Genomic DNA, 14,870 nt, shown 5'->3' with positions numbered 1-14,870 from the left:
GCGCCGATGATAGTGCTGCAACCAGTGTGAAAGTAGGTTATCGTCAGGCTAGTTATATAGAAAAACCCCGTCAGTTAGCGCTGGCGGGGTTTTTTGCGTTTGCGGTCCTCGCAAATAATCAAGTTGGTGAAAGATTTTCACCTCAGCGGTCAATTCATTTCAACCGGCCAGGGCGGTTTTCGCACCGGTGGCCGTCTTACACTTCTCCTCGACATTACAAAAACCACCTTGTGGAGGAGAGCATCATGCAGTCCTGGACTCAAATTTATGCGCCGCTTGGCAGCCTCTGGTTGTCCGCGTTGGCGGCGGCAGTGCCCATTATTTTCTTCTTTCTCGCGCTGGCCGTACTGCGCGTCAAAGGCCACGTGGCCGGCGCCGTCACACTGGCGCTAGCCCTGGTCGTGGCCATCTTTGCGTATGGCATGCCGGTGCCGCAAGCGCTGGCGGCGGCCGGATATGGCTTCGCCTATGGTTTATGGCCAATCGCGTGGATCATCATCACAGCCGTGTTCCTGTACAAGGTGGTGGAGCGCACCGGCCAGCTGGCGATCATCCGCGCGTCGATCCTGGCCATTACGGATGACCAGCGCCTGCAAATGCTGCTGATCGGTTTTTCGTTCGGCGCTTTCCTGGAAGGCGCGGCAGGTTTCGGCGCACCGGTGGCAATCACTGCGGCGTTGCTGGTCGGCCTCGGCTTCAACCCCTTGTATGCCGCAGGCATGTGCCTGATCGCAAACACGGCGCCGGTGGCTTTCGGCGCGATGGGGATTCCCATTATCGTGGCCGGGCAGGTCACCGGCATCGATGCGATGCACATCGGCGCCATGGCCGGACGCCAGTTGCCGCTGTTGTCGCTGTTCGTGCCATTCTGGCTGGTGTTCATGATGGATGGCATGCGCGGCGTGAAGGAAGTGTGGCCTGGCGCCCTGGTGGCCGGCGGCAGTTTCGCGGTGACGCAATACTTTACGTCGAACTACATCGGCCCGGAACTGCCGGACATCACGTCCGCCCTGGTCAGCCTGGTGTCGCTGACGGCGTTGCTGAAAGTCTGGCAACCCGCCACTGCGAAAAATGCCGCACGCGGTGTGGTGAACATGGGTGGCGCGGCAGCGTTGTCCGGATTCGGCGGCGGCACCGCCGGTGCCGCAGTTGGCGCAACCGGCGGCCGTACCCGTTCGCCTTACACCCCGGCGCAAACCATCCGTGCCTGGGCGCCGTTCGGCATCCTGACCGCCATCGTCACGGTGTGGAGCCTGCCATGGTTCAAGGCGCTGTTTGCCGCGAAAGGCCCGCTGGCCTGGACCGTCATCAAGGTGCACGTGCCCTTCCTTGACCAGATGGTCATCAAGACCATGCCGATCGTGACCGCGCCCAAGGCCTATGAAGCGATCTATAAACTCGACATCCTGTCGGCGGTGGGAACGCCAATCCTGTTGACCGGCATAATCTCGATGCTCTTGCTTGGCATGAAGCCCATCGACGGCGTGCGTGCCTTCAAGGATACGGCGGTGGAACTGCGCCGCCCGGTGCTGTCGATCGGCCTGGTATTGGCGTTCGCGTTCGTCGCCAACTATTCCGGCATGTCTTCCACCCTGGCCCTGGTGCTGGCCGGTACCGGCATGGCATTCCCATTCTTCTCGCCATTCCTCGGCTGGCTCGGTGTGTTCCTCACCGGTTCCGACACGTCATCCAATGCGCTGTTCTGTTCCCTGCAAAACACCACGGCGCACCAGATCGGCGTGTCCGATACGCTGATGGTGGCCGCCAACACCACCGGTGGCGTGACGGGCAAGATGATTTCACCACAATCGATCGCTGTCGCTTGTGCAGCAACGGGGCTGGTCGGACGTGAATCGGAACTGTTCCGCTTCACCCTGAAACACAGCCTGCTGTTCGTCGTCATCGTTGGCGCCATGACGATGCTGCAAGCGTATGTATTCCCGGGGATGATTCCGCACTAGAATAACCGCTATGCCGCGCAACGCCCGTGCCAGTGTGGACGGGCGTTGTTGCGTTTCGACCGGAACCAGCAAAGGACCGCCATGCCCAAACGATTTCCACCTGTTCACGCGCTGGCTGCTTTCGAAGCGGCGGCCCGTTCCGGCTCGTTCGCGGTGGCGGCCAACCAGTTGTGCATCACCCCGTCCGCGCTGTCGCACCGCATCCGCTTGCTGGAGGAATTCGTCGGCGACCGCCTGTTTATCCGCGATGGCCGCGCCCCCACGCTGACGGCGTTTGGGCGCAGCTACCTCGACGTTGTTTGTGTGGCGCTGCGCACGCTGACGGACTTCCCGCTGCCAAACAAAAGTTCGCCGGCGCAGCCCCGCGTCAAGCTTACGGTACCGCCGACATTTGCCCGCTGCCTGCTGATGCCGCGCCTGGCCGGCTTTACGGAAGCCCATCCGGATGTCGTGGTCGACGTCTTCCTGTCGGTGCCGCTGTACGATTTGAGCCTGGCCGAATCCGACCTCGAAGTGCGCTTCGGCGCTGGCAAGTACTCAGACCTGGAAACCATCAAATTGCTGGAAGAACCCGCCTTTCCCGTTGCCAGTCCCGCGTACCTGGAGCGGATCGGCGGGATCGCGAGGCCGGACGAATTGTCGAAAGCGACGCTGCTGCGTTCCGCGCTGGAGCCCTGGAAACCGTGGTTCGAACAGGCGGGCTTGAATTGGCAGGAACCCACCACGGGCTTGCGTGTCGACGATCTTGGGTTGCTGCTGGAAGCGGTGCGCCATGGCCATGGTGTCGGCCTGACACGCAAGCACTTCGCGCAGCAATTGATCGCCAGCGGCGATGTGGTGGAACTGTTCGACATCCGGCTGGCATCGCCCCCCCATGCGTATTACATTGTCTATGAGCCGAGTGCGCGTGCGCGGCCGGAAGTACAGGCGTTCATCGACTGGCTGCTCGCTACCTACCAGGGAACATGAAATTTATAGGATGCAGCGGTTAATTCTTTTCACCGCTTGAGCCGGCGCGCTGGCACTACACTGGATCGTGTCAATCACACTCCGATCCAGCCACCATGAATGCGCCCAGCCAGCAACCCTTATTCACAGCGGAACGCCAGCGCGCCATTGTCACGGCGCTGCGCGCGGTGCTGCCGCAGCACTGCCTGCTGTACAACGAAGAAGATACCCGCCCCTACGAATGCGATGGCCTGACGGCCTTCCGCCAGTTGCCACTGGCAGTCGCCCTGCCGGAAAACGAAGAGCAGGTCGTGGCAGTGCTGAAAGCGTGCCGCAAGCTGCAAGTGCCGATCGTGCCGCGCGGTGCGGGCACCGGGTTATCGGGTGGCGCCATGCCGATTGCCGAGGGCATCGTGCTGTCCACCGCGAAGATGAGCCGCCTGGTGGCGATTGACGCTGTTGCGTGCACCGCCACCGTCCAGCCGGGCGTGCGCAACCTGGCGATATCCGAAGCGGCCGCCAGCCACCAGCTGTACTACGCCCCCGATCCCTCTTCGCAAATCGCCTGCACCATCGGCGGCAATATCGCGGAAAACGCCGGCGGCGTCCATTGCCTGAAGTATGGCCTCACCTTGCACAACGTGCTGCGCGTGCGGATGGTCACGGCGGATGGCGAAGTGGTTGAACTGGGCGGTACCGCACCGGATGCGGCAGGCCTGGATTTGCTGGCGGTATTCATTGGCTCGGAAGGCATGCTGGGCGTGGTGACGGAAGCGACCGTCAAGCTGACGCCCAAGCCGTCACTGGCCCGCGTGATCATGGCATCGTTTGACGACGTGGTGCGCGGCGCCGACGCGGTGGCCGACGTGATTTCGGCCGGCATCATCCCGGCTGGGCTGGAAATGATGGACCGTACCAGTGCGCGCATGGTGGAACCCTTTGTGTGCGCAGGCTATGACACGGACGCCGCCGCCATCCTGCTGTGCGAATCGGATGGATTGCCGGAAGAGGTCGAGGAGGAAATCAGCCGCATGCGCGCCGTGCTGGAGCGCTCCGGCGCCACTGCGATTGCCGTATCGCGCGACGAGGCGGAACGCCTGCGCTTCTGGTCGGGTCGCAAGAATGCTTTTCCTGCCGCCGGCCGCATCTCGCCGGATTATTACTGCATGGATGGCACCATCCCGCGCCGCAAGCTGGCCGAAGTCCTGACCGGGATTGACGCGCTGGCCCAGGAATACCAGCTGCGCTGCGCCAATGTGTTCCATGCGGGTGACGGCAACCTGCATCCGTTGATCTTGTTCGACGCCAACCAGCCCGGCGAGTTCGCACGCGCCGAGCGCTTTGGTGAAGCGATCCTGTCCCTGTGCGTCGCGGCGGGTGGCACCATCACGGGCGAGCATGGCGTCGGCGTGGAAAAGCTCGATTCGATGTGCGAGCAATTCACTGTCGAAGAAATCACCGCCTTCATCGCCGTCAAGCGCGCGTTCGATCCGGCGCAGCAACTGAACCCGAACAAAGCCATTCCCACACTGGACCGCTGCGCGCAATACGGCAAGCGCAAGGTCGATGGCGGCCGTTTCCGGTTTGCCCAATATGCGAGGCATCATGGATGACATGTTGAATGCGTTCCGCCAGCGCGTGCTGTGTGCGGGACTGGACCAGGCGCCACTGTGCATCCGTGGCGGCGGCAGCAAGGACTGGTATGGCTGCGCGCCGCAAGGTGCGCTGCTGGAGACGTCGGGTTACCACGGCATCGTCAGTTACGAACCGACCGAACTGGTGATCACTGCGCGCTGCGGCACGCCGCTCAGCGAAATCGAGGCTGCGCTGGCGCGCGAGGGACAGATGCTGGCATTCGAGCCGCCGCATTTCAGTGCCAGCGCCACGGTCGGCGGGGTGGTGGCCAGCGGTCTGGCCGGACCGCGCCGGCAGGCCGCCGGCGCCGTGCGTGACTTCGTGCTGGGCGCGACATTGATGAACGGGCGCGGCGAAGTGCTGCGCTTTGGCGGCCAGGTCATGAAGAACGTGGCGGGATATGACGTCTCGCGCCTGCTGGCGGGTTCGCTGGGCATGCTGGGGCTGATCCTCGACGTGTCATTGAAGGTGTTGCCGCGCCCGCAGGCGGAAACCACGCTGCGTCTGGAACTGGACCAGCAGGAGGCGCTGCGGCGCATGAATGGCTGGGCAGGTCAGCCGTTGCCGCTGTCCGCCACGGCGTGGTATGCCGGCGAGCTGGTGGTCCGCCTGTCCGGTGCGCAGGCTGCCGTGGATGCGGCGCGGCGGCGCATCGGTGGTGAAGCCATGCCGGAAGACGCCGCCGATGCCTGCTGGCGTGACATGCGCGAACAGCGCCATGCGTTTTTCGCACAGGATGGCGCGCCGCTGTGGCGCCTGGCCTTGCCGCCGACGGCGTCCATGCTGCCGCATGGCGGGCCGCAGCTGGTGGAGTGGGGCGGTGGCCAGCGCTGGCTGCGCACTGCCGAGCCGGCGGAAACCTTGCGTGCGCTGGCGGCGCGGCTGGGTGGACACGCCACCCAGTACCGTGGCGGCCCCCGTGACCAGGGGGTCTTCCATCCCCTGGCGCCGGCGCTCCACACCATCCACCGCAACCTCAAGAATGCGTTCGATCCGGCCGGTATCTTCAATCCGGGCCGCATGTACCAGGACCTGTAACCATGCAAACCACACTCGCCGCCCAATACCAGGGCACGCCGGAAGGACTGGAAGCGCAAGACATCCTGCGCCAGTGCGTCCATTGCGGCTTTTGCACCGCCACCTGTCCCACCTACCAGTTGCTGGGCGATGAACTGGACGGACCGCGCGGCCGCATCTACCTGATCAAGCAAGTGCTGGAAGGCGCCACGCCGGGTCCCGGCACGCAAATGCACCTGGACCGCTGCCTGACCTGCCGCAGTTGTGAAACCACCTGTCCGTCGGGCGTGCAATATGGGCGCTTGCTCGACATCGGCCGTCACCTGGTGGACCGGCAGGTGGCGCGGCCGGCTGGCCAGCGGATCGCCCGCACATTGCTGCAGGAAGCCTTGCCGCGCAGCTGGATCTTCAAGCCGGCCATGAAGGCGGGCCAATTGCTGCGGCCGGCGTTGCCCGCCGCGCTGCGCGGCAAGGTCGCGCGTCCCGCGCCGGCAGGGCAGTGGCCGTGCGCCAGCCATGCCCGCAAGATGCTGTTGCTGGACGGTTGCGTGCAGCCATCGATGGCGCCCAATATCAATGCGGCCACCGCGCGGGTGCTCGATGCGCTGGGCATCGAACTGGTGATCGCGCCGAAAGCCGGGTGTTGCGGCGCAATCCGCTACCACTTGAATGACCAGGAAGGTGGCCTGGATGACATGCGGCGCAATATCGATGCATGGTGGCCGCTGGTGGAGGCGGGTGTGGAAGCCATCGTCATGACGTCGTCCGGCTGCGGCGCGACCGTCAAGGACTATGGCCACCTGCTGCGCCATGACGCCGGCTATGCGGACAAGGCAGCCCGTATTTCGGCGCTGACGAAGGATGTCAGCGAAGTGTTGTGCGATTTCCAGGAAGCGCTGGCGGCGCGGATCGGCGCCGGGCAGGCGCGCAACGGCGCGCATCCGGTCGCCTATCACCCGCCTTGCACGCTACAGCACGGGCAAAAGATACGTGGCAAAGTGGAAGGATTGCTGCGTGCGGCGGGCGTGGATGTGCGGCTGTGCGCCGATAGCCATTTATGCTGTGGTTCGTCCGGCACCTATTCGCTGCTGCAGCCTGAGCTGTCAGGCCAACTGCGCGAGCGCAAGCTGGCGGCGCTGCAGGCGACGGGCGCGCAGCGCATCGTCTCGGCCAACGTGGGATGCCAGAGCCACCTGCAGGCGGGGACGGACACGCCGGTGGAGCATTGGGTGGAATTGCTGGACCGGCTGTTGCAGGACGGAACTTGAGGCCCCGCCGAATCCACCATGCAAATGCCGCTGGCAGCGCCTGGTGGATTAGGCTGCGCCAGCCACCCCTGCAGTTTCCACTTCCGCCAACGCGATCTTGCCGGCCACGTAGTCGATATGCGCCTGCATCGCCGCTTGCGCCTCGTCCGGCCGTGCACCGCAAATGGCGTCGCAAATGGCGCGGTGCTGCTGCAGCAACTGCCGCCCGACGTCCGGTTCTTGCGCCCGCAAGCTGCTGCCATTGGCCGTGATATGTTCGCGCAGCATGCCGATCACGCTGGCGTGCAAATGCAGGAACATCGAATTGTGCGACGCCAGCGCGATCGCTTCATGCAGCCGCGCATCGGCTGCCGCTTCACCCGGCTGGTCGTCCACCTGGCGCGCGAGCTCCAGCGCCGCCAGTTGCGCGCGGATGCGCTCGCGGTCCGCTTCGGTGCTGCGCAGCGCCGCGAAGTAGGCGGTCGCCCCTTCCAGCACCCGCCGGAATTCCAGCACATCGTCCCGCACGCCGGGATGGTCGGCAATCAGTTGCCCCCATGGCGACGGTGTACCGGTCCCGGTGCGTAATTGTTCCGTCACATAGACTCCGGCGCCCTGGCGGCTGCGCAGCAATCCGCGCGCGACCAGCCGCTGGATTGCCTCGCGCACCGTGTTGCGCGACACGCCATAGCGTTCCGCCAGCACCCGTTCGGCGGGCAACCTCGCATGGGCAGGACAGGAACCGTCCAGCAGCGCTGTTTCAATGCGCCGCATGACTGTTTCCACCCGCCGCGCATCCTGTTTCATACGTTCCTCCTGTCGCCGCAGCATACCAAAGATTGGCCCGGTCGATAAAGCATGCCTTGGATACCGCTGGTCCCTGTATTTCGCCGTTCGGCACCTTTTTTGCCGGCGTGAGCTGCCATTGCGCAGAATGGTTTCATCACAACCGTTCCCGGAGTCAGTCCATGAAGTCATTCCTCCCTGCCATTTCACCCCTGCTGGCCAGCCTGTCCGCCACCGCCCTGTTCGCCGTGTCCTTCGCCGCCTACGGCGCCGGACGCTTCGATACTTCCGGCTACGACCGCTCCGTGCGCGTGCAGGACAATCTGTACAACGCCGTCAATGGTGGCTGGCTCAGGAAAACCGTGATTCCAGCGAATAAGGCGGAAGTGTATGGTGTCGAATTACCAGCCATCGTCGATCAGCGCGTACGGACAATCGTGAAGGAACTGGCCACCCGCCCCCAGCCGGATGGCAGCGTGGAGCAAAAGCTTGGCCTTTACTATGCGGCATATCTTGACACCGATGCGCTCGATCGCCTGGGCATCGCGCCGGTTGCGCCAGTGCTGGCGGAAATCGGTGCGATCGCTTCGGTGCGGGAACTGGCCCAATGGCAGGGCCGGGCGCAGGGGCGGATCACGACACCGGTATGGCTGTGGGGCGGCTTTGCCGACTTCAAGGACCCGGCCATTTCACGCCCCCTGGCCTGGCAGGGGGGACTTGGTCTGCCCGACCGCGATTATTACCTGCTGGACGAATCGCGCATGGCGCAGGCGCGGGCCGCCTACCTGCGTTATCTCTCGACGCTGGCAAAACTGGCCGGTATGGCGGATCCCGACGCGGTGGCGCGGCGTGTCATGAACCTCGAGCGGCAGATCGCCCAGGCCCATGCGCCGCTGGCGGAATCGCGCGATCCGGCCAGGATGTACCATCCGATGTCGGGCGAGGAACTGGACAAGTTCGCCCCCGGCTTTGACTGGAGTGCGTTTCTGCAGGCCGCGCAGATCCAGCATGGCGAGCGTGTCGTTGTCACGCAGGCGGGCGCCGCCGCGGCGATCGCCGCCCTGTATACCCAGGTTCCGCTCGACGACTGGAAGGTGTATTTCCAGTTGCGCAGTCTGGATGAGGCGGCGCCCGTGCTGCCGGCTGCCTTCCGTGACGCCCATTTCCGGTTTCACTGGGCCGCATTGACCGGCGCCACCGCGCCGACGCCGCGTTGGCAGTCCGGCGTGGCGGAACTGGACAAAGCCATGGGCGAGGCGCTTGGCCGCATGTACGTGGCAAAGCATTTCCCGCCCGCCAGCAAGGCGCGCGTGCAGTCGATGGTCGACAACATCCTGGCGGCCTATCGCGACGCACTGGCCCAGTGCACCTGGATGACGCCGGCGACGCGGCAGCTGGCGCTCGACAAACTGGCGCGCTACAAGACCAAGGTCGGCTATCCGGAGCAGTGGCGCGATTACGCCGGGCTGGATGTGCGCGAGGGCGATGCCTTGGGCAACCGTCACCGTTCCCGCCGGTTCGAGTGGGAACGCAAGGCGGCGCAGACCGGCAAGAAAATCGATGCCGGCGCATGGATGATGACGGCTCATACCGTGAATGCCTACTACGATCCCGCACTGAATGAAATCGTGCTCCCGGCCGGCATTCTGCAGGCGCCGCTGTTTGACATGGCGGCGGACGATGCCGCGAACTATGGCGGCATTGGCGTGCAGATCGCCCATGAAATCAGCCATGGCTTTGACAACATGGGCAGCCAGTTTGACGGTGACGGGATGTTGCACAACTGGTGGAGCGATGCCGATCGCAAGGCGTTCGAATCCATCGGCCAGCGCCTGTCGGCGCAATTCAGCGCCTACGAACCGGTGCCGGGCAAGCATGTCAACGGCCAACTGACGCTGCCGGAAAACCTGGCGGACCTGGGCGGACTGGAAATCGCGTTCCGCGCTTACCAACTGACCCTGGGCGGCCGCAAGTCCAGGGTGGTGGCGGGCCACACTGGCGAACAGCGCTTTTTCCTCAGTTTCGCCCGCAGCCAGCGCGCCAAGACACGTGACGACCGGCTGGTGCAAATGCTGACTTCCGACCCCCATGCGCCTAACGCCTTGCGCACCATCGGGGCGGCGGTCAACGTGGATGGCTTCCACTCGGCGTTCGGCACCAGGCCTGGCGATGCAATGTACAAGGCGCCCGGCCAGCGTGTCTACCTGTGGAAGTAAGCAGGGTGACAAGGCCCGGCGCCAGCGATACCATGCGCCACTTCTGTCCCGGACCTGGATACATGGAACTGAAATTCTTCCCGCATGAAAGACAATTCTGGTACTGCCATGCTGGCGCGATGGTTATGGTGGCGATGCTGACACTGCTATCGGCTGTTTTATGGAAGAGCCTTGCCGCTCACGTGGTGGTGACGACCCTGCTGTGGATGTTGCCGTACACGGTGGCCGTGCTGGCATTCCGCTGGGTGTACGAACGCCGCGCGTGGCAAAGTATGCCGCTGGGTCGGCTGGTTCCGGTGGTGCTGGCTTATGCGACGGTTGCGGGCATTGTTTCGGTGGCCGCCGTGACGCTGGCAGCAGCGCCATTCTTTTGGCAGGAGATGTATACCCCTTACATGCAGACCGGTCTGAAATTGTCACCATTCCAGTACATGCTGCGCAACGCGGTGTCGGGGGGATTGCAATGCCAGCTGCTCATTTGCGGCTGGATTTTTGCCTACATAGGCATCAGCCGCAGTGGGCGGGCATACGAAGCCGAGCTGCTGAACGGGAGGCTGAACGCCAGTTTGAAAGAGGCGCAGCTGGCCAGCCTGGCCAGCCAGCTGAATCCCCACTTCCTGTTCAATGCCTTGAACAATATCCGGTTCATGGTGTACGAGAATGCGCAACAGGCGGAAACCAATGTGCTGGCGTTGTCGGAAATCCTGCGTTACTCGCTGGAGCGCGGCGGACACGAGAAAGTGGCGCTGGACGAGGAGCTCGATATCGTGCGCCGCTACATCACCATCGCGAAAACCCAATACGAAGACAGGCTGTCGTTTGCCATGCATGTTGCCGATGGCATCGGGCTTTGCCAGGTGCCGCCAATGGCGCTGCAGCTGCTGGTGGAAAACGCTGTCAAACACGGCATTGACGATGCCCGCGACGGCGGCAGGTTACAGGTTGAAGCCTATGAGGAGGAGCGGCAGTTGATCTTGCGCGTCACGAATGATGTGCCGGCAGGCGGCGTGCGCGCCGGCCGTGTCGGTATCGGGTTGCGCAACATTCGCGAACGGCTGGCGCTGGTATACGGCGGCAGGGCCGCTCTGAACTGCACCCGGTCCGGAACGGAATTCGCTGCCCAAATCGCGTTGCCAGTGGAGCGTGTTTCATGAAAACGATTGTGGTGGAGGATTCCCGCCTGGCGCGCGAAGGGCTGGTGCGCATGCTAAAGAACTTTGAAGGGATGGAGGTGGTGGGCGCGGCGGATCACCCGTCGAGCGCGCTGGAACTGGTGCGGGCGATGCGGCCGGATGTGATCTTCCTCGATATCCATATGCCGGGCGCCACCGGTTTTGATTTACTTGAGCAGCTCGACTATGCGCCGCGGATCGTATTTACCACCGCGTATTCCGAACACGCCATCCGCGCATTCGACTACAACACGGTCGACTACCTGCTCAAGCCCGTGAGCCCGGAACGGCTGGCCAAAGCAGTCGGTAAATTGCGCGAATATCCCCGGCAGGCGCCGGATCAGGACCAGGACCAGGAACCCGCGGAAGCCCGGCAACCGCTGGACATCGACAGCAAAATCTTCATCAAGGATGGGGAAAAATGCTTCCTGGTGAACCTGTCATCGATCCGCTATATCGAGAGTTGCAAGAATTATGTGCTGGTCCACTTTGACGGCAAGCGCGCCTACGTAAAAAAGTCCATGGGCAGCGTGGAAGCACGCTTGCCTAAAGGATATTTCTTCCGGGCAAGTAGACAACATATCGTCAACTTGCAGGCGGTAGCCGCCGTCGAAGAATCGATCAGCCTTGGATACCGGTTGACCTTGTGCGACGGGACCGTGCTGGAGATTTCGCGCCGTAATGCGGCAGAACTGAAGGATTTGCTCAGCTTGTAAACAAGCGCCCTTGATTATTGGTCCAACCAATTTGTCGGCGCTGCAGAAACCGGCAATCATGGTACGCGCAATGACAAGTAAAAGTGGAGACCTTATGCAAGAACGCCAGTATCCTGCCACCCGGCCAACCGATGTATATCTGTTTGGCACCTGCGTGATCGACCTGTTCCTGCCGCAAGCCGGGCTCGACGCGGTGCGCCTGCTGGAGCGGGAGGGTGTGACCGTGCACTATCCACGCGGCCAGAGCTGCTGCGGACAACCTGCCTACAGCAGCGGCAATCCTGAACAGTCGCGCGATGTGGCGCGCGCCCAGATGGCGTTGTTCCCTCGCGGCTGGCCGGTGGTGGTGCCGTCCGGATCCTGTGCCGGAATGATGCGCCACCACTGGCCCGAGCTGTTCAAGGATGATGCGGCGCTGTCGAGGCAGGCGCGCGAACTGTCCGGCCGCATTTATGAACTGAGCGAATTCCTGTTGCACGTGCTGCACGTGCATTATCCGGCGCAGCCGCAGGCTGACGAAGCGGTGGTGCTGCATACGTCGTGCGGCGCACGGCGCGAGATGGGGACGCGCGGACATGGTGTGGCTCTGATCGATGACTTGCCTGGCGTGCGCCGGCTCGAACACGTGCGCGAATCGGAATGCTGCGGATTCGGCGGCACGTTCTGTCTGAAGCACCCTGACATCTCGGGCGCGATGGTGGCGGATAAAGTGGCGTCCGCCTGCGCCACAGGGGCAAGCCGTGTGGTTTCCGCAGATTGCGCATGCCTGCTCAACATCGGTCATGCGGCGCAGCAAAGCGGTGCGCCGTTGACGGTCGAGCATATGGCCAGCTTCCTGTGGCGCCGCGCCAATGGCGTGCCGGCAGGCGAGGAGGGGCAGCCATGATGAACGCTCGTGAACGCATGCTCGGCCGCCTGCGTGCTGCGGCGCCTGTATCTTCTCCGGCCGGGGCCATCGATACGCTCGATGCGCGCATTGCCGCGCACTATGACGGTATCCGTCCCGATGCCGCTGCGCTGGTCGACTCCCTCGAAAGCGCGTTGCGCGCGTCGCGTGCCGAGGTGTGGCGTGCCACGGCCAGTGAATGGCCTGCGCAGGTGGCGGCCAAACTGGCGCAGCATGGCGCGAAGCGCTTGCTGCTCGATCCAACCCGTGCGGAGGGCGCCGCGTTGGCCGGTGCGCTACCCGTGGAAATGGAAGCGCTGCCGTTCAGCGCGCCGTTGGAAGCGTGGAAGGGCGAATTGTTTGACACGATCGATGCGGGATTCACAGTGGCCCGCTCCGGCATTGCCGCCACCGGCACGCTGATCCTGGCGCCGGACGCGGGCACCCCGCGCACGGTGTCGCTGGTGCCGCCGCTACATATCGCGCTGGTCTATGCGGAATCGCTACACGCGACCTTGCATGATGCGGCGCGCGATGAGCGCTGGCGTGATGGCATGCCGGCCAACCTGGTGCTGGTCTCGGGACCGTCGAAAACGTCGGACATCCAGCAAACCCTCGCATTTGGCGCCCATGGCCCGCGCTGGATGTGGGTCATTATCGTAACGGGAGACCAGCCATGACGACGCAATCCTTGCAATTCGTGGCGCCCGAAGACTTTCACCAGCGCGCCAGGACTGCGCTGAACGATCCCAAGCTGCGCGCCAGCTTCCGTGGCGCGATGGATTTTCTGCAAACCAAACGCAGCAGCCAGTTCCCCGATGCCTCCGAACTGGAGCACTTGCGCGACCTGGGCGAAGCGATCCGCCAGCATGCGCTGGCGAACTTGCCGCAATTGCTGGTGCAACTGGAAGACAAACTGACGGCAGCTGGCGTCCATGTGCACTGGGCCGAGACGGGCGATGAAGCCAACGAAATCATCCTGCGCATCGCGCAGCAGCGTGGCGCGCGCAAGGTCATCAAGGGCAAGTCGATGGCCAGTGAGGAAATCGAACTGAATCACTACCTTGGCGAGCGGGGTGTCGAATGTATCGAATCGGACATGGGCGAATACATCGTGCAGATGGCGGGGGAGAAGCCGTCGCATATCGTCATGCCGGCGATCCACAAGACGCGCCAGGATATCGGCACGCTGTTCGAGCAGCACATTCCGGGCACGCCTTACAGTGACGATGTCGATACCCTGATCCAGACCGGTCGGCGCGCATTGCGCACGGCATTTGCGGAAGCCGATATCGGCTTGTCCGGTGTGAATTTCGCCGCAGCCGATACCGGCACCCTCTGGCTGGTGGAAAACGAGGGTAATGGGCGCTTGTCGACCACGGTGCCGGATGTGCATATCGCCATCATGGGCATGGAAAAAGTGGTGGCGAAGCTCGAGCACATCGTGCCGCTGGCCAGTTTGCTGACGCGTTCCGCGACGGGGCAGGCGATCACCACCTACTTCAATTTGATTTCCGGCCCGCGCCGCGCAGGGGAACTCGATGGTCCGCGCGAACTGCACCTGGTGTTGCTCGATAACGGCCGCACGCAAGCCTATGCGGATGAACAGTTGCGGGCCACCTTGCAATGCATCCGCTGCGGTGCGTGCATGAATCACTGCCCGGTGTATGGCCGCATTGGCGGCCATGCGTACGGCACCACGTATCCGGGACCGATCGGCAAGATCATTTCGCCGCACTTGCTGGGATTGGAAGCGACGGCCGATCTGGCGACCGCGTCGAGCCTGTGCGGCGCATGCGGCGAAGTGTGCCCGGTGCGCATTCCGATTCCAGCGCTGCTGGTACGGCTGCGCACGGAAGCGAACCGCAATCCGCAGGAACAGGTTGCCCATCCATTAAAGGGGCAGGGCGCCAAGTTCAGCCGGGGCGACAAGCTGGTGTGGCGTTTCTGGAGCGGCGCGTTTTCCCATCCTTCCGTCTATAAGGTATTTCGCTGGGCTGCCACGCGGTTCCGCGCTCTGACTCCGAGCGAACAGTTGGGCTGGACCCAGCATCGGGCGCCCTTGAAGCCGGCGCCGCGCAGCCTGGCGGATTTGATGCGGGAGCGCGATCAGCCGGAATAAGGCCTTGCCAGTGGTGTGGGGCTTTGCTATAGTTCTGTCCCCGCAGCGCTGCGACAGATCAACGGCACAGCGCAGCAGGATGAAGTAAAAACGAGGGGTTGACGAGAATCACGAAACACTAGATAATCTCGCTTCTCTGCTGCTGACGAACAAAACGCTTCGTC

12 protein-coding genes are annotated in these 14,870 nt (G+C 63.4%); 11 read left to right on the top strand and 1 reads right to left on the bottom strand.

What is annotated here, in order from left to right; all coding sequences use genetic code 11:
- Window positions 1–245 precede the first annotated feature (245 nt).
- The 5 genes from AC1RRC_RS33030 (at window position 246) to glcF (ending at window position 6,829) form a co-directional block, all read left to right on the top strand.
- Complete coding sequence (locus AC1RRC_RS33030; RefSeq protein WP_493060157.1) at window positions 246–1,961, top strand: lactate permease LctP family transporter; 1,716 nt, start codon at window positions 246–248, stop codon at window positions 1,959–1,961.
- Between the two features lie 81 nt (window positions 1,962–2,042).
- Complete coding sequence (locus tag AC1RRC_RS33025) at window positions 2,043–2,930, top strand: LysR substrate-binding domain-containing protein (RefSeq protein ID WP_493060156.1); 888 nt, start codon at window positions 2,043–2,045, stop codon at window positions 2,928–2,930.
- A gap of 95 nt (window positions 2,931–3,025) precedes the next feature.
- Complete coding sequence (locus tag AC1RRC_RS33020; RefSeq protein ID WP_493060155.1) at window positions 3,026–4,522, top strand: FAD-linked oxidase C-terminal domain-containing protein; 1,497 nt, start codon at window positions 3,026–3,028, stop codon at window positions 4,520–4,522.
- Window positions 4,515–5,582 (top strand): glycolate oxidase subunit GlcE, encoded by a 1,068-nt coding sequence (gene glcE / locus AC1RRC_RS33015; protein WP_493060154.1) that lies wholly within the window; start codon window positions 4,515–4,517, stop codon window positions 5,580–5,582. The genes AC1RRC_RS33020 and glcE overlap by 8 nt, the downstream gene beginning before the upstream one ends.
- 2 nt (window positions 5,583–5,584) lie before the next feature.
- Window positions 5,585–6,829, top strand: coding sequence for a glycolate oxidase subunit GlcF (gene glcF, locus AC1RRC_RS33010; RefSeq protein ID WP_493060153.1), 1,245 nt, complete (start codon window positions 5,585–5,587; stop codon window positions 6,827–6,829).
- Between the two features lie 48 nt (window positions 6,830–6,877).
- On the opposite strand, the gene AC1RRC_RS33005 is transcribed toward glcF, so the two are convergent.
- Window positions 6,878–7,615 carry a FadR/GntR family transcriptional regulator gene (locus AC1RRC_RS33005; protein WP_493060152.1) on the bottom strand — a complete coding sequence of 246 codons (738 nt, stop codon included), beginning with the start codon at window positions 7,613–7,615 and terminating at the stop codon, window positions 6,878–6,880.
- A gap of 161 nt (window positions 7,616–7,776) precedes the next feature.
- Here AC1RRC_RS33005 and AC1RRC_RS33000 point away from each other — a divergent pair, with 161 nt between their 5' ends.
- The 6 genes from AC1RRC_RS33000 (at window position 7,777) to AC1RRC_RS32975 (ending at window position 14,706) form a co-directional block, all read left to right on the top strand.
- Window positions 7,777–9,810: a M13 family metallopeptidase gene (locus AC1RRC_RS33000; protein ID WP_493060151.1), complete on the top strand. Its 2,034-nt coding sequence runs from the start codon at window positions 7,777–7,779 to the stop codon at window positions 9,808–9,810.
- Between the two features lie 62 nt (window positions 9,811–9,872).
- Window positions 9,873–10,964 (top strand): sensor histidine kinase, encoded by a 1,092-nt coding sequence (locus tag AC1RRC_RS32995; protein WP_493060150.1) that lies wholly within the window; start codon window positions 9,873–9,875, stop codon window positions 10,962–10,964.
- Window positions 10,961–11,698 (top strand): LytR/AlgR family response regulator transcription factor, encoded by a 738-nt coding sequence (locus AC1RRC_RS32990; protein WP_493060148.1) that lies wholly within the window; start codon window positions 10,961–10,963, stop codon window positions 11,696–11,698. Before AC1RRC_RS32995 ends, AC1RRC_RS32990 begins: the two co-directional genes overlap by 4 nt.
- Window positions 11,699–11,792: 94 nt before the next feature.
- Window positions 11,793–12,584 carry a (Fe-S)-binding protein gene (locus AC1RRC_RS32985; RefSeq protein WP_493060146.1) on the top strand — a complete coding sequence of 264 codons (792 nt, stop codon included), beginning with the start codon at window positions 11,793–11,795 and terminating at the stop codon, window positions 12,582–12,584.
- A complete protein-coding gene (locus AC1RRC_RS32980; RefSeq protein WP_493060158.1) occupies window positions 12,584–13,264 on the top strand; it encodes a LutC/YkgG family protein in 681 nt (226 codons plus the stop codon). The genes AC1RRC_RS32985 and AC1RRC_RS32980 overlap by 1 nt, the downstream gene beginning before the upstream one ends.
- A complete protein-coding gene (locus AC1RRC_RS32975) occupies window positions 13,261–14,706 on the top strand; it encodes a LutB/LldF family L-lactate oxidation iron-sulfur protein (protein ID WP_493060145.1) in 1,446 nt (481 codons plus the stop codon). The genes AC1RRC_RS32980 and AC1RRC_RS32975 overlap by 4 nt, the downstream gene beginning before the upstream one ends.
- The last annotated feature ends 164 nt before the right edge of the window (window positions 14,707–14,870 follow it).

It is taken from the genome of Pseudoduganella sp. GW821-FHT12E03 (assembly GCF_058807115.1).
Note: the sequence above shows the minus strand (reverse complement) of the source record. Positions and strands in the feature narration are given on the sequence as shown.